This window comes from Leucobacter musarum subsp. musarum (assembly GCF_001273845.1).
GTDB lineage: Bacteria > Actinomycetota > Actinomycetes > Actinomycetales > Microbacteriaceae > Leucobacter > Leucobacter musarum.
This window is the reverse complement of the sequence record NZ_JHBW01000086.1, coordinates 1-21,514: the sequence shown is the minus strand read 5'-3', so window position 1 is coordinate 21,514 and position 21,514 is coordinate 1. Positions and strand designations below refer to the sequence as shown.

The 21,514-nt window shown below is 66.0% G+C and carries 22 protein-coding genes; 8 read left to right on the top strand and 14 right to left on the bottom strand.

Annotated elements, in window-relative coordinates; translation table 11 throughout:
- Positions 1-107: 107 nt before the first annotated feature.
- Positions 108-1,334: an MFS transporter gene (locus CH42_RS08335; RefSeq protein ID WP_053352752.1), complete on the bottom strand. Its 1,227-nt coding sequence runs from the start codon at positions 1,332-1,334 to the stop codon at positions 108-110.
- 83 nt (positions 1,335-1,417) lie between these two features.
- On the opposite strand from CH42_RS08335, the gene CH42_RS08330 reads away from it, so the two are divergent.
- A complete protein-coding gene (locus CH42_RS08330) occupies positions 1,418-1,747 on the top strand; it encodes an ArsR/SmtB family transcription factor (RefSeq protein WP_053352751.1) in 330 nt (109 codons plus the stop codon).
- A gap of 27 nt (positions 1,748-1,774) precedes the next feature.
- Here CH42_RS08330 and CH42_RS08325 read toward each other — a convergent pair whose 3' ends face one another.
- A complete protein-coding gene (locus CH42_RS08325) occupies positions 1,775-2,104 on the bottom strand; it encodes a DUF7882 family protein (RefSeq protein ID WP_053352750.1) in 330 nt (109 codons plus the stop codon).
- A gap of 113 nt (positions 2,105-2,217) precedes the next feature.
- Here CH42_RS08325 and CH42_RS08320 point away from each other — a divergent pair, with 113 nt between their 5' ends.
- From CH42_RS08320 to CH42_RS08310, 3 genes are read left to right on the top strand one after another with little or no spacing between them, the layout of a single operon-like run.
- Entirely contained in the window at positions 2,218-2,850 is a 633-nt protein-coding gene (locus tag CH42_RS08320; protein ID WP_156322522.1) for a hypothetical protein, read from the top strand.
- A gap of 3 nt (positions 2,851-2,853) precedes the next feature.
- Entirely contained in the window at positions 2,854-4,035 is a 1,182-nt protein-coding gene (locus tag CH42_RS08315; RefSeq protein WP_053352748.1) for a sensor histidine kinase, read from the top strand.
- Complete coding sequence (locus CH42_RS08310; protein ID WP_053352747.1) at positions 4,032-4,673, top strand: response regulator transcription factor; 642 nt, start codon at positions 4,032-4,034, stop codon at positions 4,671-4,673. The genes CH42_RS08315 and CH42_RS08310 overlap by 4 nt, the downstream gene beginning before the upstream one ends.
- Here the strand turns inward: CH42_RS08310 and CH42_RS08305 are convergent.
- From CH42_RS08305 to CH42_RS08295, 3 genes are all read right to left on the bottom strand, one after another.
- The gene (locus CH42_RS08305) at positions 4,670-6,622 is read right to left on the bottom strand and encodes a glycosyltransferase family 2 protein (RefSeq protein ID WP_156322521.1); all 1,953 of its coding nucleotides are present in this window, start codon (positions 6,620-6,622) and stop codon (positions 4,670-4,672) included. The genes CH42_RS08310 and CH42_RS08305 overlap by 4 nt on opposite strands.
- 185 nt (positions 6,623-6,807) lie before the next feature.
- On the bottom strand, positions 6,808-8,133 hold the full coding sequence (locus tag CH42_RS08300) for a collagen-like protein (RefSeq protein ID WP_053352745.1): 1,326 nt from the start codon (positions 8,131-8,133) through the stop codon (positions 6,808-6,810).
- A gap of 72 nt (positions 8,134-8,205) precedes the next feature.
- Positions 8,206-8,535: a DUF7882 family protein gene (locus CH42_RS08295; RefSeq protein ID WP_053352863.1), complete on the bottom strand. Its 330-nt coding sequence runs from the start codon at positions 8,533-8,535 to the stop codon at positions 8,206-8,208.
- A gap of 158 nt (positions 8,536-8,693) precedes the next feature.
- On the opposite strand from CH42_RS08295, the gene CH42_RS08290 reads away from it, so the two are divergent.
- Positions 8,694-9,749 carry a helix-turn-helix transcriptional regulator gene (locus CH42_RS08290; RefSeq protein WP_162231081.1) on the top strand — a complete coding sequence of 352 codons (1,056 nt, stop codon included), beginning with the start codon at positions 8,694-8,696 and terminating at the stop codon, positions 9,747-9,749.
- A 57-nt stretch (positions 9,750-9,806) separates the two neighbouring features.
- On the opposite strand, the gene CH42_RS08285 is transcribed toward CH42_RS08290, so the two are convergent.
- The 3 genes from CH42_RS08285 to CH42_RS08270 all read right to left on the bottom strand — a co-directional run bounded on the left by CH42_RS08285 (position 9,807) and on the right by CH42_RS08270 (position 12,254).
- Positions 9,807-10,046, bottom strand: coding sequence for a hypothetical protein (locus CH42_RS08285; RefSeq protein WP_053352743.1), 240 nt, complete (start codon positions 10,044-10,046; stop codon positions 9,807-9,809).
- A gap of 506 nt (positions 10,047-10,552) precedes the next feature.
- On the bottom strand, positions 10,553-11,662 hold the full coding sequence (locus CH42_RS08275) for a fatty acid desaturase family protein (protein ID WP_053352862.1): 1,110 nt from the start codon (positions 11,660-11,662) through the stop codon (positions 10,553-10,555).
- A gap of 169 nt (positions 11,663-11,831) precedes the next feature.
- On the bottom strand, positions 11,832-12,254 hold the full coding sequence (locus CH42_RS08270; RefSeq protein ID WP_053352742.1) for a DUF1801 domain-containing protein: 423 nt from the start codon (positions 12,252-12,254) through the stop codon (positions 11,832-11,834).
- A gap of 177 nt (positions 12,255-12,431) precedes the next feature.
- Here CH42_RS08270 and CH42_RS08265 point away from each other — a divergent pair, with 177 nt between their 5' ends.
- Positions 12,432-12,647 (top strand): hypothetical protein, encoded by a 216-nt coding sequence (locus CH42_RS08265; RefSeq protein ID WP_053352741.1) that lies wholly within the window; start codon positions 12,432-12,434, stop codon positions 12,645-12,647.
- Here the strand turns inward: CH42_RS08265 and CH42_RS08260 are convergent, their stop codons facing one another.
- Entirely contained in the window at positions 12,648-13,982 is a 1,335-nt protein-coding gene (locus tag CH42_RS08260; protein WP_053352740.1) for a cryptochrome/photolyase family protein, read from the bottom strand.
- Between the two features lie 162 nt (positions 13,983-14,144).
- Here CH42_RS08260 and CH42_RS08255 point away from each other — a divergent pair, with 162 nt between their 5' ends.
- A complete protein-coding gene (locus CH42_RS08255) occupies positions 14,145-14,579 on the top strand; it encodes a hypothetical protein (RefSeq protein ID WP_053352739.1) in 435 nt (144 codons plus the stop codon).
- A 9-nt stretch (positions 14,580-14,588) separates the two neighbouring features.
- On the opposite strand, the gene CH42_RS08250 is transcribed toward CH42_RS08255, so the two are convergent.
- Genes CH42_RS08250 through CH42_RS08235 form a run of 4 tightly spaced genes read right to left on the bottom strand, consistent with a single transcriptional unit; the run spans position 14,589 to position 18,746 of the window.
- On the bottom strand, positions 14,589-16,076 hold the full coding sequence (locus CH42_RS08250) for an NAD(P)-binding domain-containing protein (RefSeq protein ID WP_053352738.1): 1,488 nt from the start codon (positions 16,074-16,076) through the stop codon (positions 14,589-14,591).
- 7 nt (positions 16,077-16,083) lie between these two features.
- A complete protein-coding gene (locus tag CH42_RS08245) occupies positions 16,084-17,091 on the bottom strand; it encodes an ABC transporter substrate-binding protein (RefSeq protein WP_053352737.1) in 1,008 nt (335 codons plus the stop codon).
- 42 nt (positions 17,092-17,133) lie between these two features.
- Complete coding sequence (locus tag CH42_RS08240; protein WP_053352736.1) at positions 17,134-17,877, bottom strand: ABC transporter ATP-binding protein; 744 nt, start codon at positions 17,875-17,877, stop codon at positions 17,134-17,136.
- Positions 17,874-18,746 (bottom strand): ABC transporter permease, encoded by an 873-nt coding sequence (locus CH42_RS08235; RefSeq protein WP_082309363.1) that lies wholly within the window; start codon positions 18,744-18,746, stop codon positions 17,874-17,876. The genes CH42_RS08240 and CH42_RS08235 overlap by 4 nt, the downstream gene beginning before the upstream one ends.
- Positions 18,747-19,075: 329 nt before the next feature.
- On the opposite strand from CH42_RS08235, the gene CH42_RS08230 reads away from it, so the two are divergent.
- The gene (locus tag CH42_RS08230; RefSeq protein WP_053352735.1) at positions 19,076-19,957 is read left to right on the top strand and encodes a hypothetical protein; all 882 of its coding nucleotides are present in this window, start codon (positions 19,076-19,078) and stop codon (positions 19,955-19,957) included.
- Positions 19,958-20,330: 373 nt separating this feature from the next.
- Here the strand turns inward: CH42_RS08230 and CH42_RS16370 are convergent, their stop codons facing one another.
- Positions 20,331-21,122 carry a hypothetical protein gene (locus CH42_RS16370; protein ID WP_156322520.1) on the bottom strand — a complete coding sequence of 264 codons (792 nt, stop codon included), beginning with the start codon at positions 21,120-21,122 and terminating at the stop codon, positions 20,331-20,333.
- Positions 21,123-21,514: the final 392 nt, after the last annotated feature.

Below are 21,514 nucleotides of genomic sequence, written 5' to 3'. Positions count from 1 at the left end.
GCGTGCGATGACCGCGGAGCAGCGACTAGATTCTGTCGACCTCGATATCCATGTGCCCCAGTGTAGCGCAGCCTGCGCCGAACGCGAGCGGGCTGCGACGACGCGGGCTAGTGCGCGGCGGCCACGCGCGCCGGCGACTGCAGTCGCACCGCGCACGCGACACCGGCCAGCACAATCACGACGGCCCCGTACCCGAAACTCACCGGGGCCAACCCGAAGAACTGCACGAGCAGCCCGGCGATGACCGTCGGAATGCCGAACGCAAGGTACGACACCAAGAAGATGACCGCGAACACGTCGGCCCGCTGAGCCGCAGGAATATGCGGGGAGAGCGAACTCACCACGCCGAAGAACGCGGTGCCGAACCCGGAGCCGGTAATCGCCACGGCGACGAAGTACGCCGGGAGCGACCCGATGGCGAGTGCGGCGAGCGAGAGCGCGGTGCCGATCGCGAGCGCCGCGGTGCCGTAGATCGCGATCGTGCGCGCTGATCGTCGGCGCAGGAGGAACGCCGCGATGGCGCCGCACCCGGCGAGCACCCCGACCGAGAGCCCCTGCCAGACATGCGCCTCGCCGCCGAGCTCGACGTGCACGATGCTCGCTCCGAGCGACAGGAACAGCCCGCCGGTCGCCCACCCCGCGAAGATCGCCGGGGCGCCGCGCAGGAAGTCAGCGCGCATCGACGCCGGCACGGTGAGCTGGAATCGGAGGGATCGCAGCGCCCCCGGAGTGAGCGCGGCGGTCTCGGGGATGCACCAGAACAGCACCGCCAGCGCGAGGTAGAGGCCGGTCAGCGGCGCAAAGATTTCGGCCATGGCGTCGCCCGCGCCGTCGAGCGCGATGCCGGCGACGAGCGCGCCGATCCCGAGCCCCAGCATCGGTGCCACGGCGTTCCAGACCGCGGCGGAGCCGGGCCTCGATGCGGGCTCGAAATCGGTGATCGCCGCGGAGACCGCCGAGAGCAGCAACCCGCTCGCCACGCCCTGCACGATGCGCCCGAGCACGAGCAGACCGACGGTGTCGGCGTGCCAGAAGATCAGGATGCTGACGGCGAGCAGCACGAGGCCGAAGCTCGCGACGGGGCGGCGACCGATGTGGTCGGAGAGCGACCCGGCAGTCAGCAGAGTGAGCAGCAGCGCGACGGCGTACACCGCGAAGATCGACGTCGTCACGACCGGCGAGAAGCCGATCGTTTCGGCCAGCACCGGGTAGAAGGGCGACGGCGCGCTGGCTCCCGCCATCATGACGGTGATGGTGACGATCGACAGCGCGAACCCGAACCCGCGCCCGCGATTGCGTGCGTGCCCGGCGACACGAATACCCGAAGCGGCCATGCGATGACTCCCATCAGTTCGAAGTTTTTCGAACGAACGCGAGCTTAGTGGATTTTCAACAATGGTTCAACTATTCTCGAACCATGCCAGCCGCACCGCAGCTCCCGCATCCCTCGCGCGATGAAATCGCACTGCACGACGTGCTCTTCGCACTCAGCGATCCCGAACGCCTCGCGATCGCACGCCAATTGGTCTCGGGTCCCCTCGACATGGCGTCGTGCGAACTCACCGACCCGACGATGCCGAAGTCGACGAAGTCGCACCTCATGAAGGTGCTGCGCGAATCCGGAATCATTCGCAACGAGGCGAACGGCCGAGGTCGCCGACTCAGCCTGCGCACCGACGATCTCGAGTCGCGTTTCCCCGGGCTGCTCGACGCCGTGCTCGCCGCAGCAGCGGCACCCGCACCGTAACGGCCCGACTCAGTCGCCGAGCCTGCGCTAGACGAGGTCGGGGTTCGCAGCCGCGAACTGCTCTGCATCGTGTTCAGACATCACCCGGATCCCCTGCGCCGAGTGCGACGTCGCGGCGAGCGCTTTCACCCACGAGACGTTGATCTCCGGCGGCTTGCTCCCGAAGAAGTGGAATGCGAGATCCGCCGAAGGCGACAGCCAGAGCGAGACACGGCCGCTTCCCTCTTCTGGGCGAATCGCCCAGCTCACGAAGAAGGATTCCTGCTGCCGCAGCTTCTGCCCGATCGCCAGCTTCAGATGCGCGAGAACGCGATCGTCGAACGCGTACTCATTGCGTCCATGCACGAGATACCCCATGCGGGCATCCTCGCACACGTCGTCGCGCGGGTCACGTGTCGGCTCCGCGAACGCGCGAGGAATCCCACCCCAGGGTGGTACGGCCGATCGCCGACGGCGACGAAGCTGAAGACATGCACACCGACACCCTTCTCGCACAGCTTCCCTCCATCGTCTGCGGCATCGCCGTCATCGGATGGGTGGTGTACCGACAGACCACGTGGCGTCGACTCGAGCCCGCGCGCATCTGGCGCGCACCCGCGATCCTCGCGCTCGCCGGCATCGCCAGCATCGGTTCGGGCCTGCACGGCGGCGTCACCGTTGACCAGGTGATGCCGAGCATCTGGATCACGCTGATCACGATGGCCATCGCCGCGGTGACCGGTGTGGCCATGGGCGCCATCGCGCACTTCCGCCCGAGCGAGATCCCGCCTCGATCTCGCAGCCGCGCGACGCCGTCGGCGCTCGCCGCAGCGTTCGACACCCGCACCGGCGGCTGGGGCATCGCCCTGTGGGCCGTGGTGATCGCCGTGCGCATTCTCGTCGCGGTGATTGAGCATCGTGGCACCGGCACCGTGGGCGCCTTCTCGACGGGCGGTGCGCTGCTCACGATCGCAATGAACCGCGGCGCCCGGGCCAGTGTGCTGCTCTTCCGGGCTTCCCGCCTCGACGAGCGCGACCGCGGCACGCGCAGCGCCAACGGCCGTGCGCACGCTCCAGCCGGGGGCACTGCGGTGGCTCAGACACCGGGCACCGCGGGAGAATAGGGCGTGCCCGAAACCCCCGACGACCGCCGCGCGCTTGCGCAGGTGATCCTGCCGTGCCTGGTGGCCGCCGGGATGACCGTGGGCATCATCGCCAACGCCGCCGACGGCGCTGCGCTGCTCCCCACGGTCGTCGGCATCATCGCACTCGCAGCGTGGGTGGTACGCGCCCTCACCCACCGCCCCAACACCCCGTTCGACCTCGCACTCATCGCGGTCATGGTCGTGTGCGGATCGCTTTCGGCACCGGGCACCCAGTTCCTCGGTTTTGCCGGTGCCATCGCCGGCACGATGACCGCGCTCTCGCAGATCGAGCGGCCGTGGTGGCAGGGCATCTCCGCCGTGACGGTGGCGCTCGCCATCACGCTGGGGCTCGGCGCGATCGGCGTGAGCCCCTTCGAGCTGGTCATCGGCTGCACGGGCACGCTCGCGCTCACCACGCTGTTCGCACTGCTGCGCCGCCAGTCGCGCACACTCGTCCGAGCGCAGCGCCAGGCCCTCGTCGACCAGGTGGCCGCGTCGCAGGCTCGGGCCGACACAGCGGCATCGGAGGAGCGAGCCCGCATCGCCCGCGACCTGCACGACATCCTCGCGCACACGCTCGGCGGCCTGACGCTGCAACTCGATGCCGTCGATGCCGAGCTCGAGGCCGGTGCCATCGAGGCGGCGCAGGATCGCGTGCGCTCGGCGCATGCGCTCGCCGCACGCGGGCTCGACGAGGCACGCGAGGCGGTCGCCTCGCTGCGGGCGGCGCCGACCGCGCTGCCGCGAGCGCTCGCCTACCTCGTCGATCAGCACCGCGAGCTCGGCGGTGCGGCGACGCTCCAGATCGCGGACCTCGGCGAGGTCTCCCCCGACGTCGCCGACGCGCTGGCCGCTGCCTGCCGGGAGGCGCTCACGAATGCCCGCAGGCACGCTCCGGGCAGCGCAACGACGGTCACGGTCACCCGAATCGGGTCAGCGCGCGACACGAACCCAGATGCAAGTTCCGCGACCACTCCGAACCCGCAGACAACTGATCGCCTGGTGCTGCGAGCGAGCACTGCGCACGCTTCCGGAGCACGCTCAGCGTCCGTCGGCGGCGGGCACGGCCTCACCGGAATGCGCGAACGCATCGAGCGCCTCGGGGGTTCGCTCCGCGTCGCCGACGGCGCAGCATTCACCCTCGAGATCGAGGTTCCCGTATGACCGCGCCCATTCGAGTGCTCATCGCCGACGATCAAGACGATGTGCGCGACGGCCTGAACACCGTGCTCTCTCTCATGCCCGACATCACCGTGGTCGGCACCGCCGCAGATGGACGCCGAGCGGTCGAACTCGCACGCGAGACACGGCCCGACATCGTGCTCATGGACCTGCGCATGCCCGTGCTCGACGGCGTCGCCGCCACGGCGCTTCTCGCGCGAGAACTCCCGGCGATCCCGGTACTCGTGCTCACGACCTACGCCGACGACGCGACCATCGCTCGGGCGCTCGCCGCTGGTGCGCGCGGGTATCTCGTGAAAGGCTCGCGTCGCGGCGACATCGCGGCGGCGATTCGCACCACCGTCGCCGGTCAGTCGACGTTCTCGGGCGAAGTCGGAGCGCTGCTCGCGCGCAGCTTCGCACCGCCGGCGCCCGTGGGCGAGCGATTCCCCGCACTGACCCCGCGCGAGATCGACGTGCTCGCGCAGATGACCGTCGGGCGCAGCAACCCCGAGATCGCCGCGGCACTGCACCTCTCAGTCGCGACCGTGAAGTCGTACATCAATACGGCGTTCGCGAAGATCGGCGCGCGAGATCGCGGTCACGCCATCGCGATCTGCAACGGCACAGCGGCAGACTAGCGCCACTCCGATCGATCGGCGACCGGCACGGGAATCGCTCCGGTGATCACCGGCACCGCCGCCCGCTTCTCGGTGACATCGAATTCCTCGCGGTACGCGCCGACGAGCAACCGCGATTGCGCGACGATGGCGCTCATCGTGTTGTAGCAGAGCAGCGTCACCGGCAGCAGAATCCACTGCACGAGCATGCCGAGCGAGCGTCGCCTCGGCACTCCGTCGGGTCGCGCGGGGGTGAGTAGCAGAGTCAGCACGATGGTGATGCACACTCCGACGAGCGCGAATCGCTGCACGCCACCGATCATTCCGGGCAGATCAGCCGCGAACTGCGCGACCGAGAACGGAGGTGCGACGAGCGCGTGCGCGAAGGGCGTCGGAATCGATCCGGTCGATGCAGCAAGGGCGGGAATGCCCGCCGAGAGCGGCAATCCAAGCACTTGTGAGACGCCGTCGAGCACCGACGTGCTCGCGCTGGCCGCCTCGCGGAAGAGGATCGCGATGGGCGTACCTACGCCGCCCGACAGGCTGCCAACGATGATCGGAATCCAGGCACCGAACGCCACCATCGGCGCGACCGTCGCCAGCGTGACGTGTGAGTCGAGCAGCGTGATGAAGCGCCAGAGCGTGCGGCCGAACGGGGCCCGGCGATCCGGAGCGACAAGCCGTGAGCCGACGAACGCGATATCGGATGCGCCGTACGCCCACCGGCACAGCTGTGTGAACTGGGCCCGCAGCGTGCGACCGAGCGTTTCTCCGAGCACCGCATCTTGACTGATCGGTACGTGAATGGCCGACACCTCGTAGGCGCCGTCGAAGTGGAAGTAGCTGCGCCAGTACTGATGACCGTCTTCGACGATGGTGCGCCGGCTCCAGAAATCCATGTCGATGAGCGCCCGCATCGGCTGGGTGTGCGACGCGAAGTTGCGCAGGGTGCCGGGGCGCACGGTCGAGATGAGGTTCCAGAGCGTGTTGCCCGCCGCGATCACTCGGGTGGGGGCAGGCGCGTGCCAGAGGTTGTTCACGAAGGTCGAGATCGGCTGATACGACCGACGGCCGCGATCAGGTGCGCACGTGAATGTGTAGTTGACATTGTCGAAGTACTGAGGGTGCACGCGGTTGTCGCAGTCGAGCGTTGTCACGAGCACCCGCTCGGCGTCGATGCCGGCTCCCTGCAGCCAGCGCTCGAGCGCCCGACCGGCCCACGTGATGTTCGCGCCCTTGCCGGGGAACTCGTCAGGGAGCCCCGCGGGGTGCTCCACGGTGAGAAACGCGCGGAACTCGTGGCCGAAATTGCGCCGCAGTCGCTCGACTGTCGCCCGCATCGCCGGCCCACCGCGCTCCTCGTGGGCGAATACGATGACGAGCTGCTGCCCGTCGGTCGTCGAGCGAACGAGCGAACGAATGCTCGGCTCGATCACGTCGTACGGTTCGTTGTACGCGGCGACGATGACGGCGTGCAGCAGCTCCGAGGGCAGCGGGAACGACGCGGGGTCGGCTGCGAGGTCGGCGCGGAAGCGGTGATGCGCCGAGCTGAATGGCCGCGGCAGTGACGCGATCGCTGGGGCCGGCGATGACGGCGCGATGCCGAGTCGGGCGCGCACGATCTCGGTTTCCGTGTCGCGCACGATCGCCGACCAGTCGAGCGACTCAGCGGTCTTCAGCCGCCGAAACCCGCGAAGGGCATCGACGCCGCCGCGCACCGCGCGCACCAGCGTCATGGCGATGAACAGCATGACGAACCCCATGCCGGCGCGCAGGTCGATGAGCGAGAGCACCACCGCGACGACGGGCACGCCGATGCTGAGTACTGCGGGCAGCATCTCGAAGAAGCGGTACTCGGGAGACCGGGCCCCGCGCGGAATCTCATTTTCGGCGCGGAGGCGCGACTCCTGGCGATCGGAGCCCGAGATCGCCCCGGTCTTCTGCTGCGCAGCGGCCTGAACCTCATTCACCACACCGAGTGTATGAGCGCGTGAACTGGGAATTTTCTCGCCAGCACCAACCGTTCACACCCGAGGGCTTGACATCCGGCGCCCCTTTTCTCTGGCACCTCAGCGGCGAAGCCCCCTCACGGCACAAGCGCCCTCGCCGCACGCACCCGCGGCCTCCGAGCGTTCGTCGAGGGTTTTCGAAACGTTCACCTGCGCGATCGACGCGCCACGACCAACGCACCGAGACCGAGCAGCGTGGTGCACCCGATCAGCGCTGCGGCGAGCGCGCCACTCGCAATGGACGCACCGGTGCCGGGAAGGGCGTCGTCGGCGCTCGACGACTCGGCGCCTTCGGGCGCCGGCGACAACGGGCGCTCCGCAGATTCAGCGGGCGGCAGCGCTGCGTGCCCGCCCGGCGATTGTGTGTCCGTGCCCGATGTCGCGCCCGCTCCCGTCGCAAGCTCGTCCGGAGTCTCTCCGGGTCGCGGGCTCACGGGCTTGCTGCTGGTTCCCTGAGCGCCATCGGCGACTCCGCTTCCGCCCGTGCCTGCCGTCTCGCCACGGTCGCTCGTCTCTGCATCGTCACTCGTCTCTGCATCGCTGACGCCCTCATCGTCGAAGCAGGTGGACGGAATCGCGAACGACGAGCCGTTCTCCAGCGTGATCGCGGCGGGGCGCACCGTGCTGGCCGAGCTCGCGGCGCGGGCGGTCACTCCACGGTCACCGTCTTGACTCGGTGTTCCCAGCGAGCTGGGGTTCTGCGGCGCACTCGGCGTCCCCGTCCCACCGGGCTCCCCCTGCTCTCCCGGAAGCCCCTGCGGACCGGGCACTCCGACCTCGCCGGGGGTGCCGGGTTCGCCCGTGGGCCCGACCGGCCCGACCACCGTCACGGTGCACGCCGTATCGATACCGGGGCATGCGGGTGCCCGCTGAGCCGGCGACTCGGCATGCCTCACGACCGCTACCGCGGCCGCGGCAACGGCTGCCCGCGTCGGCTCATGGTGCGTGAGCGATAGCGCCGCATCAGTATTCGGGGTTCCGGGCAAGCCCGGCGGCCCGGGAACCCCGGGTTCACCCGTCGGGCCAGGAGCACCCTTGATACCCGGCTCCCCCTGCTGCCCCTGTGCTCCGGGCAACAGCACCACGCATACCTCGGCAACATCGGCGCAGTTGGGCGCGGCACTCTCGCCGCGCACCGTGAACAGTGTCGTCGCCGTGGCGACCATCGCACTGCGCACCACGTTCGCGCTCGTCTCGGCCGAAGGGCCGCGCGGCCCGGGCTCCCCGGTGGGCCCCTGTCGACCGGGATCACCCTGCGCTCCGGGTTCGCCCGCGACTCCGGGTTCTCCGCGAGGGGCATCCGGCACGACACACGAGGTCGGGTGCGGTGCAGCAGCGGAGGCCGGCGCGGGCGCGGCGATTCCAATGACCGTTCCGCAGCTCGCCGCACCGATCATCATCACCGTGAGCGCACCCGAAGCAGTGCGACTCCAGCGCCATCGCGATGGCCACGCGCGCGAATCATCGTGCATTGCGAACCCCCATTCGCACGACTCGTTCCCCGTTCGACCGTATCCGGGGCCTCAGTCACGCGCAAGGCGCGCTTATATGAGGTCGGGGTTCTTCTGCGCGTAGCGTACGGCGTCGTCTTCAGAGATGACCACCAGGCCCCGGTTGGAGTGCGAGAGCGCAATGAGCACTTTTACCCATGCAGGATTCAGTTCGGGCGGGCGGCTTCCCGCAAACCGAAACGCCACGGTCGTATAGGGAGACAACCAGACCGAAACGCGTCCACTGCCTTCTTCCGCCGACTTCGTCCAGCTCACGAAAAAGCATTCCTGCTTCTTCAGCTTCTGCCCGATGACCATCTTGAGATGCGCCAGCAGGCGATCCTCGAACTCGTACTCAGTGCCCCCATGTATCAAAAACCCCATGCCGCCCAGTGTGTCAGTCGGTCGGTTGCAAACTGCGTCTCTCGTGCCTCGCCACGCAGAGCGGTACAGAAGACGCAAGAACTCTTCGCCCCCGCACGCGAAACCGCGCCAGTATGCGGCATAACGCGCACCGAAATGCATTGCATATTCTGCTTCGTTTGACCACCCCTGCCGAGAGCTTTGTTGCACTCAATACGCTCGACCACACGTGCACCTTCGCGCGTCACCGCGCAGCGCGAAAGGATCGTTCGACACCCGTGCCACCGACCGAGATTCGTCGCTTCCGCTCCACTGATGCGACCACCGTTGCGCAGACCTGGGCGGAATTCGCCCCCAGCTCGCAGCTCGTCAGCATCGACGACGATCGCAGCAAGCTCGAGTGGTTCTCTGCCGCTGCGACCGGGTTCTCACTCGTGCGGTACGAGCTCTCGGCGCAGGTGGAGTCGTCGATCGCTCCTGAAGACCAGCTCTTCACCTGCAGTGTGCACTCGCCTCGCGGCGGCGCCGAGACCGATCGACGCCCGCTGCCGCACGGGCGCCCCTGGGCCTCGCACGGCCGCCCTGTGCGTGCGCAGTGGGAAGATTCGGCGATTGTGCACGCCATGGTCTTCGAGCGCGGTCACGCGCAACGACTGGCACGACAGATGATCGGTGACGATGCACTCACGATCCAGTTGAAAAAGCCTGAGGCCGTCGGCGACGCCGAAGCCGCGCAGTGGGAGCGCACCTTCACCTATCTCACCGCGGCAGTGCTGTCGGGCGACGCCACGCTCGACCCCGAGACGGCGGTCGGCGCCGGTCTGCAACGGCACGCCCTGTGGACGATTCTCACGACGTTCTCGACGACATTCACCGATTTCTGGGAGAACGCGCCGCAGCGCACGGCTGCCCCCGATACGGTGCGCCGCGCGCTTGCCTACATCGACGCCCACGCCCAAGACGCGATCACCATCGATGACGTCGCCGCGGCCGCGCACATCTCGACTCGTGGGCTGCAGTACGCGTTCCGACGGTCGATGGAACTCACGCCGAGCGAGTATCTGCGCCGCGCCCGCTTGGCCGGAGCCCACCACGATCTGCTCGACGCGTTCCCCAGTGACTCCGTCGCGAGCATCGCACGTCGCTGGGGGTTCTCGAACGTGTCACGGTTCTCGACGGCGTACCGCATCGAGTTCGGCGTGCACCCCGGCCGCACCCTCTCAGCAGATCGCTGACGCGGCGCACACCCCTGCCGCGCGGCACACCACCGGCGCGCCGCTCACCGCAACCCGTCAGGCGCTCTCGTCGGGCGTTGGGGTCTCTTCGCCGGTCTCGGGGTGCCGAATCAGTTCGGGATTCTCTTGCCCGTAGCGCGGATTCTTCTCTTGCCCCTCCGAGCCGTAGTCTTCGGTCGAACCATCGAGTACCGGGTGGTCGAGCGTCTCACCCGAGCCGAAATCGTGGACGGTACCGCCACCGTTCGATGCTTCGTGCTCATTGGCGGGGTGGGGGTGGGTGTGTGATTCGGTCATGACGTGCTCCTTCCCAATGGGATCTCCACGCTAGGTGCTGCGATGCGGCGGCGCCACGGGGTGACGCTCGATGCGCGAACGTGCTAGCCGGCGCGACGCGGTGCCGGTCGAGGCTCCGCGCCGAGTGACATGCCGCAAGTGTCATCCCTGTACCACGGCGCAATGTCAACCCGGCATGCCCTGTGATCCCGTTGTCGGCGGCGACGCGTAGCATCGCTCGTACGAGAGGAGCATCGATTTGGGCATCCGAGAAGAACACACGCTCGCGAACGGCAGTTCGCGGTTCGACGCGGCAACTGCAGAGGAGACGCTCCGAGAGCTCGACGAACAGTATGCGAACGGTGAACTCAGTCGGCATGCCTACTTTGCGAAGAAGCGCGCCCTCGTTCGCCTATTCGTGAAGGCGACGACGACCCCGCGTCGCACGCGGCGAGAAACCGAGCACGACGCTGAGCAGGCCGCTCGCGCCTTGTCACCTGACGTCGACTCAACGGCGTCCGCGAGAGTTACGCGCGACGGTACTGCGCCGTGATCGGGCAGTCGAAGGGGTCACGAGCGGCGAGGCCGACACGGTTCAAGTAGTCGATGACAATCGCGTACGAGCGCCACAGCGAGGTCTCCGTGTACGGAACATCGAGCGTACTGCAATGTTCACGCACGATCGCGCGAGCACGTGAGAGATGCGGCCGGGCCATGCTCGGGAACAGGTGGTGCTCAACCTGGTAGTTCAGTCCTCCCATGAGCCACGTCGCCCACCAGCCACCGCGAATGTTGCGTGACGTGCGTACCTGCTTCGAGAAGAAGTCGAGCTTCGCATCATGCGCGATGACGGGCATGCCCTTGTGGTTCGGAGCAAAGGAGGCACCCATGTAGACGCCGAAAACAGCCAGCTGCACCCCGATGAAGGCGAACGCCATGCCGACCGGCAGCAGCAAGAACACCGGAACCAAAATCAGCGCGAAACGCGCGGCGATGATCGACAGCTCCGTCCACCGCCCCGACACTGGGCCCCGGCTGAAGAGATACCTGAAGCTGTGCAGATGAAGGTTCGCGCCCTCGAGTGTGAGCAGCGGGAAGAAGAACCAGCCCTGCCGCTTCGTGATGGCGCGACGCAGGCCGCGTGCCTCAACCGCGTCTTCTTCAATGAAGGAGATCGTGTCGACCTCGATGTCGGGGTCTTTGCCTACCTTGTTGGGGTTCGCGTGGTGGCGGGTGTGCTTCGAATCCCACCATGAATAGCTCATGCCGATTGCGCCCGACAACCAGCGGGCAAGACGATCGTTCGCGGGCCCGGTGGAGAGGATCTGACGGTGTGCCGCTTCGTGGGCGAGAAACGCCGTCTGCGTGAAGATGATGCCGAGCGCACCGGCGATGAGCAGCTGGAACCAGCTGTCGCCGAGCAGAATGAATCCGGTGACCGCACCGCCGAAAGCGAGCACGATCGCCGAGCCGACCAGCGAGTAGAACCAGGGCGCTCGTCGCAACAGCCCCGACTCACGCACCACCTGCGACACGCTCGTGTAGGCCTTGGCGATCGGCGGAAAGTCGGCGGCGCCCGATCGCGTCGGTCGCAACGGCCCAAGGCCTTCGAGGGTGCGCGTAAGTTCAGCCGCCATGATCAGCACCGATTCCGTTCCGAGCCGATTCGCATCGGCCCTGGTCAGCCATGGGCGGGTGCCGATCGCTACGCCCACGCTAGCGGTCGGACCATGCACGAACCTGCATCGATGGCGTTGCCAGGCGCATGCTCAGCCGTTTGCCTCCTCGCACTCAGGTTCGCCCCCCTCACGACGCCGATTTCAGCGCATCGTCGCGGGTGCGCTCGAGCAGCTCACGGAGAACGTCTCGGTCGATTGGTGCAAGCCGGGTGAGGTACAGGCACGCCACGCTGGCGCGATGGGGCCCGAGGCGTTCAAGCAGGTCGGGCCAGCGCTCGGCGAACCCCGAGGTGAGATAGATGGTGTGCTTCGATGCACCGGGGGCGAAGGCGATCACGGGCATGCGACCGGAATGGCCCGTGTCATAGGTGTACCCGACCTCACCGAACCCGATGATGCGGCCGGCCCACACCACGGGCTGCTCTCCGCTCACGGCGCGGTGCAGTTCGAGAAGTTCGTCGACCTCCGCGCGCCGCGGTCCGCTCGCCTTCGCGAGCACCTCGTCGACGGGAGCATCGGAGGGAGACATTGCCGGTTGCTTCGGGGACATGGTGCATTCCTTCCCGTGGGGCCAGAAGTGGTGAAACATCGCCACACTCGCGAGTACTGATTCTCGCAGTGTTTCCGCATCGACCAGGTTCAGCGTACTCGGCATCGGCACTCGCGTACCCCGGTTCTCCCCCGCAAGGGGGATGTGCGCAGGCATCCGGACACGTAGGTTCGCCCTATGAGCACGCAACGACCGACGCCGCCGGGGCAGCGCGAGCCGTCTGACGACGACCCCGGTGCTGGCCCGAACCGCCGGCTCGCCTATGGGCTCGTGTTCGGCGCGCTAGCAGGCGTCGTCATCGGCGTACTCACCGACAACATCGGGCTCTGGATCACCATGGGGCTCTCGCTGGGCATCTGCTTCGGGGTGGCGTTCTCGAACCCGAGCAAATAATCACCCGCTATTACGCACCTGATCGTAGGCAGCGAGCGCCCGTGCGCGCGTCGCGCGGAGGTCGACGATCTCGGGGTACATCACGCTGTCTGACGCCCAGAGATTCACGTAGTGCCCATCGGGGTCGAACTTCTTCTGCTGTGTCGCCGGGTTGAAGATGCGGAAGTAGGGGGCCGCGTCGGCTCCGCACCCCGCGACCCACTGCCAGTTGAACGGGTTACTGGCTTCATCGGCGTCGACGAGGGTGTCCCAGAACCACGCCTCACCGATCCGCCAGTCCGTGAGCAGATTCTTGGTGAGAAACGACGCCGTCACCATGCGCACCCGGTTGTGCATGTATCCGGTGTGCCACAGCTCGCGCATACCCGCGTCGACGAGACCGTAGCCGGTCTGGCCCTGCTGCCAGGCGCGCAGCTGCTCGGGGTCGGGCTCTTTCCACGGGAAGCCGTCGAACTGTGCGTTCAGGCCGTGCAGGTGCAACGGCGGGTTGTGAAACGTCGTGTGCCAGGCGAACTCGCGCCAACCGAGCTCGGAGAGGAACGTGCCCACGTCTTTACCCGACTCGAGCGCCCGGTGCCAGATGGTGCGCGGGCTGATCTCGCCCCACCGGAGGTACGGCGAGAGCCCCGAGGTGACGTCTTCGGACGGGAAGTCGCGCTGCGTCGCGTACTCGCTCGTGGGGCCGTCCAAAAACTTGGTGAGGCGGAGCGATGCCGCACGCTCGCCCGGGGTCCACGTCTCGGCGATCCCGCCTGACCAATCGGGAGTCGTCGGCAGCAGGCCCCAGTCTTCGAGTGCGTCCGATGACGGAGGCTCGGCGACGCCGCGCAGCGTGCGCGGGCGCGGCAGCGGCGCGGGCGGCGCCGGCATACTCAGGCACGCGCGCCAGAACGGCGAGTACACGCGGTAGTGCCCGCCGGTCTGGGTCTCGATCGTCCACGGCTCGAACAGCAGCCCGCCCGGGTACGAGTGCGTGTCGACGCCGTCCGCGCGCAACTGCTCCTTGATGCGGGCATCGATGTGCCGCTCGGAGCCGTAGCGGCGATTCCAGGCCACGCGATCCGCCCCCGCTTCGCGCACGACGGCCGGTACGATCTCTTCCGCGCGGCCGCGCCGCAACACCAGCGGCACACCGTGTTGCTCGAGTGACGCCTGCAACCGGGTCAGCGAATGGTGCAGCCACCACTTCGTCGCGCCACCGAGGGCGCGCGTCTCGTCCGATTCCTCGTCGAGCACGAACAGCGCAACCACGCCGTCCGGGTCATCGGCGAGCGCGCTGAGTGCCGCATGGTCGGCGAGGCGCAAATCATCTCGGAACCAGATCAGAGCCGTCATGCGTCAATCGTAGGGTTCCGGCGGCCACTGCCGCTCGGGGTTGCGCTGATGCGGTCGAGGTCATGCGCACCTTTGCGTTCCGACCCACCAGCGGGGTTGCTCACTCCCCGGCGCACCAGGAATGCTGGGGATGTCGCGTTTCAAGCATTCGAGGGGAGATCCATGGCGCAGCAGTCGCAGTCCTTCCCCGCTCCCTTCGTGCGCAGACCACGAGACTGGGCTTTTGCAGCCGCTGCAGTGATCGCCGCCATCTGGCTTCTGGTCTGGGCGTTCGGGGCGTTCGGCGGCCCCGCAGACTCCTCATCGGTGCAGCGCGACCTCGTATTCGAGGCACAGACGGCCTCCGCCGAGTCGATGAGCGTGCGGTACATCGTCGGCGATGACGACGTCACCGAAACGGCCGAGCGCGTGTTCACCGAGGAGCGCCGCTCCGATGTCGACCATGTGCAACTGATCGTGCAGCTGCCCGCTTCGGCGACCGACATCCGCACCGTGTCGTGCCGTGTGTCGGTCGCCGGCACCGTCGTCATCGAGCGGTCGAGCGACACCGGGTTCGTCGACTGCACCACCGAGATCGGTGGCACGACAGCTGAGTAGTCGTGCGAGCTACACCACGGTCAACGCGACACGTTCGACGGTGTCGTCGAGAAACCCCTGTGTGAACCGCTCGGCATCCTCCGCGACGAGCGAGCGGCAGAGTTCCGCGACGAGATGGTCGCTGCCGGCGGGCAGCGCATTGATTCCCACCGCGGCCGGGCCCGCGCTGATGAGCGCGGCCTGGTTGAGGAAGTGCACGCGGTGCGCCCAGCTCTCGGCTTCGGGGGTTCGCGGCGTCGCGGTCATTCCTCGACCGAGGTAGGGGTACCGGCCCAGCCGCGCATCGGCCGAATCGCTGCCGAGGTCGGCGCGATCCGCCCAGGTCGCGATGCCGTCGCGCAGCGACGCGAGCCACGGCACGCGGGTCAGGTCGACGGTGAAGCCGGTGCCGGCGATCAGCAGGTCGAATTCCTCTTCTGCACCGCTCGTCAGGATGACGACTGCGCGGCCTCCGCGTTCGTGCACCGACTCCCAGGCAGACCCGAAGCGCAGGTCGAAGGTATCGAAGTCGGTGCAGCGCGCCACGGAGTGCTGCGGCGGCGGCACCGAGAGCGACAGCGTGCGACGCCCGATCGCGAGCCGGTCGGCATCGGGCAGCGCGTCGAAGTGCCGGAAGATGCCGCGATTCTCGAGCGACCGCAGGCCGTTGACCGTGGGCAGGTGATCGCGGCGCACGAACTGCGTGACCTGCGCGCCGGCCTCAAGCGCGGTCGCAGCGTTGTCGAACGCGCTCGCCCCCGCGCCGAGCACCGCCACGCGGGCGCCGCTCAGCCGGTGAAGCGGCAGATCGTGCGACGAGTGGCGCCAGAGCTCCGGTGAGAGCGTGCGCGTCCACTCGGGCAGCACCGGGCCGCCGATGCCGTCGGTGCCGGTACAGACCACGACGCGGCGCGCGGTGACCGACGACCGTGTGCCCCCTTCGTCGAGGTGCACCGCCAGACCGGTCGCGGTCGGCACGACGTCGGTGACTTCGGTTCCGCTGCGCACAGTGAGATCGAAGACGCGAGTGATCCAGCGCAGGTAGGCCATCCAGAGCTCACGCGGAATGAGGTCGAGATGATCCCACTCGGGTTCGCCGTACTGCGCGCGATACCAGCTGTGGAAGGTCGCAGAGGGAATGCCGGTGTCGGGTCCGTGCAGCTCTTTCGCGGTGCGCAGTGTGCGCATCCGTGCCCACGTCGCCCACGGGCCTTCGAACCCCTCCGGAGCCCGGTCGACGAGCACCACGCGCTCCACCCCCTCGCGGCGCAGCTTCGCCGCGGTGGTGAGCCCGGCCTGACCGGCCCCGATGATCACGACGTCGACGTCGTCGGCCGCGAACAGTGACGCATCGTCGGCTGCGCGCACGGCGTGCACCGCGTGCGCGCCCATATCGCGACTCACGTCGGCCGCGTCATGCGCCGCCGCACGCGTCCACGTGGTCGACGGATACGCCACCATTGCGGCGTCATCCGCGACAACGCGTTCGAGGCGGTCGAGGCCGTCGAGGCCGCTCATCGCGAGGTCAGCCCTGCTGCGCGGCGAGCGCCTCGGCCGTGACGTCAGAGGTGATGACGGTGGTGAGATCCGGCACACCCGTGATGAGGCCCGAATCATGCTGCAGCTCACCGACGCGGTTCATCCAGTCGATGTCGGTGTCCGAGGGCACCGTCACTTCGTAGTGGCGACGGTCGATGGTGATCTCAGCCGCCTCCTTCGTCATGCCCGTGGCCTCAGCCATGTAGTCGCGCGCCTCGGTCGGGTTCGCATTGATCCAGTCGGTGGAGGCGATGTAGCCCTCGATGAACGCCTTGATCGATTCGGGGTGCTCATCGAGGTACTTCTGGGTCGTCTGCATGACGATCGGGTTCAGGAAGAAGTCGTCGCCCGTGACGATCGGCTTCGCGAGATCCTGCAGCTCCGCCTGCGCGAAGAACGGATCCCAGGTGTACCAGGCGTCGATCGCGCCCGAGGTCAGCGCCGCGAGCCCACCGTCGTTGGGCACCTGAATGTAATTGATGAAGTCAGGATCGCGCCCGTCCTTCTCCAGCATCAGCGACAGGAACGGCGGCAGCGTCGCCTGGAAGCCGCCGACCGTCTTGCCCTTCAGGTCGTCGACGCTCGCGATGTCTGAGCCCGGCTTGACGAGCACCGCGTGGGTCTCGGGGCTCGCCTCGGTGAGCGCGAGGATGCGCACGTCGCCGGTGAGCAGCACACCGGGGTCGTAGCCGCCGATCACGATGTCGGTGTGGCCGCCGGTAAGCGCCTGCACCCCGTCAGGGCCCGAAGCGACGTAATCGATCTGCATGCCCGAAGCGTCTGCGCCGAACGCATCGTCGAAGAGGCCCTGCTTCAGACCTGACGGCAGCGTGGGGTACGAAGCGACGGTCGAGACACGGGGCAGATCGATCGAGCTCGCGTCATCGCCCGAGGCGTTGCTGCCGGATGCTGCGCCGGCGCAGCCCGAGAGCAGGGTGGCGAGCGCTGCGGCTGCGGCGAGCATGCCGAAGCGCATGCGTGAGGAGGTCTGCATCAGTGGTTCCTTCGAACTGGGGGTGGTGGGTCTGGGAAAGGTTCAGTGCACGAGGTCGAACTGCGCGAGCAGACCGGCGCGGTAGGCACCGAACTCGGCGTTCGCCCGCACCCGAGGGTGCGGCAGGTCGATCTGTTCGATGTGCTGCACGCGGCCGGGGCGGGGCGCCATGACGACCACGCGATCCGCAAGCACCACGGCCTCTTCGATGTCGTGCGTCACGAGCACCGCGGTGGTGTTCTGCGTGCGCCACACTTCGCGCAGCGCCTCCTGCATCTCGACGCGCGTGAACGCATCCAGTGCCCCGAACGGCTCGTCGAGCAGCAGCACCTCGGGGCGAGGTGCGAGGGCGCGAGCAATCGCGGTGCGCTGCGCCATACCGCCCGAGAGCTGATGCGGGTAGGCGTCGGCGAAGGCTTCGAGATGCATGAGCGCGAGCAGTTCGTCAGCGCGCGCATTCTTGGCCTCGCGGCCCTCGGTGACGCCGAACAGGATGTTGTCGCGCACGTTGAGCCACGGCAGCAGCCGGTGCTCTTGGAAGACGACACCGCACTCCACACTGGGGGCCACGACGCGTCGCTCCCCCACGTGGATTGCGCCCGTGAACCCGGTATCGAGCCCCGCGATGCCGCGCAGCAGGGTCGACTTGCCGCAGCCCGAGGGTCCGACGAGTGCGACGAACTCCCCCGCATCGACGGTGAAGTCGACGTCCGAGAGTGCGACGACGTCGCTGCTCGTGCCTGCGAACACGCGCGATACGTGCTCGATGCGCAGTTGCTTGCTCATGCGTTCATGTCTTTCTCGATGTTGTCGCGCCAGCCGAGCAGACGGCGCTCGAGCAGCCGCACGAGCGAGTCGACGATCTTGCCGACGGCGGCGAAGACGATCAGCGCGGCGAGCACGATGTCGACGCGCACGTATTCGCGACCGGTCTGCATCCAGTAGCCGATGCCGGTGTTCGCGCCCGTGAGCTCGGCGATGACCAGTGCGAGCCAGGCGATCCCGAGCCCGAGCCGCACGCCCTGGAGGATGCTCGGCATCGCCCCCGGGATGATGATGCGACGCAGGGTCTGCCACGTGGAGAGCTCGTAGACGCGGCCGACTTCGAGCAGCTTGCGGTCGATGCTGCGGATGCCCGCGAAGACCTGAATGTACATCTGGAAGAAGGTCGCGACGGCGATCAGGATCACCTTCGGCGGCTCTCCCAGGCCGAACCAGAGAATGAACAGCGGCACCAGTCCCATGATCGGCACGGTACGGAGCATCTGGAATGACGGATCGAGCAACCGCTCCGATACCTTCGACAGCCCGGTCAGCGCACCGGCGGCGAGGCCCAGCGCACCGCCGATCGCGAAACCGAGCAGCCAGCGACCGACACTCGCGCTGAGGTTGGTGACGAAGGATCCGTCGAGCACCGCGCTCCAGAAGGCCTTAGCGACCTCGACTGGAGACGAGAACAGCACCGGGTTGATCCACTGGAACTGGTAGGCCGCGAACCAGACGAGCACGATGGCGACCGGCAGGATCCAGCCGATCGGGAAGCGCTTGCGGGTTCGGATCCGTGCACGCGATTCGGGCGTCGTCGGAGCGTCGCCCCGAACCGGCTGCCGAAGGTCGCTCGCCGGGCGCGAAACGTCCAGGCTCTCCGCCGTCATCTGCCCTGCCTTGCATTCTGAGCGACCGAGACTCGGGCGCCCGACCGGGCACCTCGCATCACCAACGCTGATCGCGAATCGCAACAAATACTTATCGTAGGGATTGCACGGTGTCACCTTCGGCGAATGTGACGCCGCGTTACAGGCAGCCTGCATTGCAAAACCGTAGGCCTGAATCTAGTAGGAGATCTGAAGCGAACCTCGGGAAACTTCCGTTCGGCATACCTTCGTCAATTTCAACGCAATATATACAGTATTGCAAAACGGACATATCGAACCGACAGGCAGAACTTAGCAAAAACCCGAGCTGGGTTAATCTACTTCACACAATGACAAAACTATTCCTCATTGCCGCGGGCTTCATCGGTGCCACCGTGGTCGTCCTGACTGCAATGGTTCTGATTTTTGGCCAAATCAAAACTCGATCCGCGGACCTGACCGCCATTGGAACGCTCGGCGCCGTCTTCGCCTCATTACTTTTTTCGATCGATTCGGTATTGAGGGAAAGAAAGCGCGACGCGAGCATCGAGCGAGAATCCCAGAATGAGAGATACCGCGGTCAGGCTGAGGCTATTTGGTGGTGGCTTGAGGAGTGCCCCGTGCACAAATCACCATTCCTCACTCTCTCCATCGAAGAGTATGTCGCGGACTTTTCGCTCGAACGCACGGATCGCTGTTGGGGCATCAACCTAGTCGTAGAGAATCGCTCTGATCACCCAATCAACCACATTGCCCTCGTGAGCAGCGAATACATCAAGGCGGACCTCACCTTGGGTTTTTATGAGACTCTCGGCGGCTCTTCGAAACGCACCTATCACTTGTCGGCGGCCGGTTGCAGCTTGCTCTATACGCCCCCCTACCCCGGTACTTCTGTTCATTTTGCCGACAGCAAGGGCATGCAGTGGGTGAGGGAGGTGAATGGCAAGCTGAAGGAGAGTGGCCTGAACAGCAGCGAAGTAAAAACGATGGCGGAGGAAGCCGAGAGCGTCCAGCGCACGACAGCGTCCAAGGCGGCAGGCGCTACGTATGATCAACGGCTTCGCGATGACATAAATGGTGCAATAGAGGACGGCACATTCGAATCCCGAATCGAGGAGTTTGACCACCGCACTTTCCTGCTGCTCCAGGACTTGCAGCCGGGACATCCAAGGCGACGCAAAGCCGAATTGTGGTGGCAATGGCGGTCCGGAAAGTCTCGCAGCCTGTGGTAGCGCATAGCTAATCGATGAGACTCCACCCTCACGCGGCTAAACAGAGTCACAAGAACGCACAGTGCTTCGTATTGACATAACGAAAATCTTGAGTTAGTTCGACCTGCCGATTTCAATATAATGAGGGCCACGTCCCCATTTGTCGCGAATGAGGCGCGGGCCTCGGGAATCGAACTCCACTCCCAAAAGCTTCGACTTCTACGCGCCATGGAAGGAAGCTAAAGCAAGGCTCCACCACCACCTGGCGCTTCCATTTCCCCTATTTCCAACGGACAAATAAGCACGCTCCTATAGGGATTAGACAAGCCAGGGAGAGTTTCGCCGCTTCGGATTGAGCACGAGCTGCCAAGACTCACAGCGCAGTTCAATAAAGCTAGAGTGCTTCAATCAGTCTGCGTTCTTCCACAGAACGTAGGCCCAATTGCGTGATATGCGCTGCATCATCGGTGAGCGTGATGAAGTAGCAATCATGTAAAGATCGGAGAGTACGGCTTGCATTTTTGCGCAGATTTACGGGAAGCCATGAGCTGAGGACTTTTCGATCAATTGGTCGATCGCCCCACCAATATAAGAGCACTAACAGATGATCGTTGTGGCTGACTTTTTTCAATATTCGAGGCTTGCCGTCGAATACTTGAATCATGGGAACTTCACGTCGAACGAGCGCCTCGATGATGTCTTGCGCCTCACTTGCAGACACATTGTGATACAAGCGCACGAGCTCCGCCAGGATCCAATCGAGATTGGCAATCACAAGCGTGGCGTCCTGCAAGTTCGGATCAATACCATCGCTCAGGTGTGCAGTATTTCGCTTGTTCCTAATGTCATAAACGATGCGAATAGCACGCGGCAGATGGAGCCTGACGCTTTCCGGGAAAGACCCTAACGACAGTTGGCCGAGTTTGACAATCACCCCATCAGCTTTGAACTTGGGGTCCGCCAGGGGCGTGTAGGTCCCGCACGTCTGCCATTCCAAGATCCGCAGCACTGCTTCGGAGAAGCGACCACCTTCGACTGCGTTCGGGCGAAAGTCACCAAGATGGAACTTACGCTTCGCTGCAACAAATGCACTCAAGGCCTCCGAAGCAAGTTCGGCAGGGACTCCCGCAGAAGTCAACCCCTGCTCGATCGTTGCAAGTTCTAAGAGTTGCGCCAAGTAGTTCACTCCCCATTTCCGCGAGCAACACCCACGACGGCGCGCAGCGCGGATTCAATCTCGCCGGGTTTGATTCGCAGGACACGGTTGCTACCCGTACCGGACAGCACCGTTCCCGCAGCCGCACCCATATGAGCGAAGAAGTTCTTTCTGTCATAGCACTTCAGGCGGAGGCACTCTGCACGAATAAGCTCAACCGACACTGCCGGCTCGTCTGCCACGTAATAGTATGCAGCTGCAACTGCAGTCGCGACCGCCTTAGCCTTTGCCGCCGTCGATTCCCCGAGCCTTCGGGCCGCAACATTTACATGGGCCGCACCATCGTCTCCGAAGAAGAAAACTTCAACCAGTTCCGCAACACCAACGGTGGATTCCTTTGCAAAGGGTCTGATGCACGTTTA

Bases quoted from the DNA above. Each gene is read 5' to 3' on its own strand.
- CH42_RS08230 (WP_053352735.1), top strand. From the start codon at position 19,076: ATGACAAAACTATTCCTCATTGCCGCGGGCTTCATCGGTGCCACCGTG.
- CH42_RS08335 (WP_053352752.1), bottom strand. From the start codon at position 1,334: ATGGCCGCTTCGGGTATTCGTGTCGCCGGGCACGCACGCAATCGCGGG.
- CH42_RS08255 (WP_053352739.1), top strand. From the start codon at position 14,145: ATGGCGCAGCAGTCGCAGTCCTTCCCCGCTCCCTTCGTGCGCAGACCA.
- CH42_RS08250 (WP_053352738.1), bottom strand. From the start codon at position 16,076: ATGAGCGGCCTCGACGGCCTCGACCGCCTCGAACGCGTTGTCGCGGAT.
- CH42_RS08240 (WP_053352736.1), bottom strand. From the start codon at position 17,877: ATGAGCAAGCAACTGCGCATCGAGCACGTATCGCGCGTGTTCGCAGGC.
- CH42_RS08275 (WP_053352862.1), bottom strand. From the start codon at position 11,662: ATGGCGGCTGAACTTACGCGCACCCTCGAAGGCCTTGGGCCGTTGCGA.
- CH42_RS08245 (WP_053352737.1), bottom strand. From the start codon at position 17,091: ATGCAGACCTCCTCACGCATGCGCTTCGGCATGCTCGCCGCAGCCGCA.
- CH42_RS08270 (WP_053352742.1), bottom strand. From the start codon at position 12,254: ATGTCCCCGAAGCAACCGGCAATGTCTCCCTCCGATGCTCCCGTCGAC.
- CH42_RS08330 (WP_053352751.1), top strand. From the start codon at position 1,418: ATGCCAGCCGCACCGCAGCTCCCGCATCCCTCGCGCGATGAAATCGCA.
- CH42_RS08235 (WP_082309363.1), bottom strand. From the start codon at position 18,746: ATGACGGCGGAGAGCCTGGACGTTTCGCGCCCGGCGAGCGACCTTCGG.
- CH42_RS08260 (WP_053352740.1), bottom strand. From the start codon at position 13,982: ATGACGGCTCTGATCTGGTTCCGAGATGATTTGCGCCTCGCCGACCAT.
- CH42_RS08320 (WP_156322522.1), top strand. From the start codon at position 2,218: ATGCACACCGACACCCTTCTCGCACAGCTTCCCTCCATCGTCTGCGGC.
- CH42_RS08300 (WP_053352745.1), bottom strand. From the start codon at position 8,133: ATGCACGATGATTCGCGCGCGTGGCCATCGCGATGGCGCTGGAGTCGC.
- CH42_RS08265 (WP_053352741.1), top strand. From the start codon at position 12,432: ATGAGCACGCAACGACCGACGCCGCCGGGGCAGCGCGAGCCGTCTGAC.
- CH42_RS08310 (WP_053352747.1), top strand. From the start codon at position 4,032: ATGACCGCGCCCATTCGAGTGCTCATCGCCGACGATCAAGACGATGTG.
- CH42_RS08325 (WP_053352750.1), bottom strand. From the start codon at position 2,104: ATGGGGTATCTCGTGCATGGACGCAATGAGTACGCGTTCGACGATCGC.
- CH42_RS08295 (WP_053352863.1), bottom strand. From the start codon at position 8,535: ATGGGGTTTTTGATACATGGGGGCACTGAGTACGAGTTCGAGGATCGC.
- CH42_RS08285 (WP_053352743.1), bottom strand. From the start codon at position 10,046: ATGACCGAATCACACACCCACCCCCACCCCGCCAATGAGCACGAAGCA.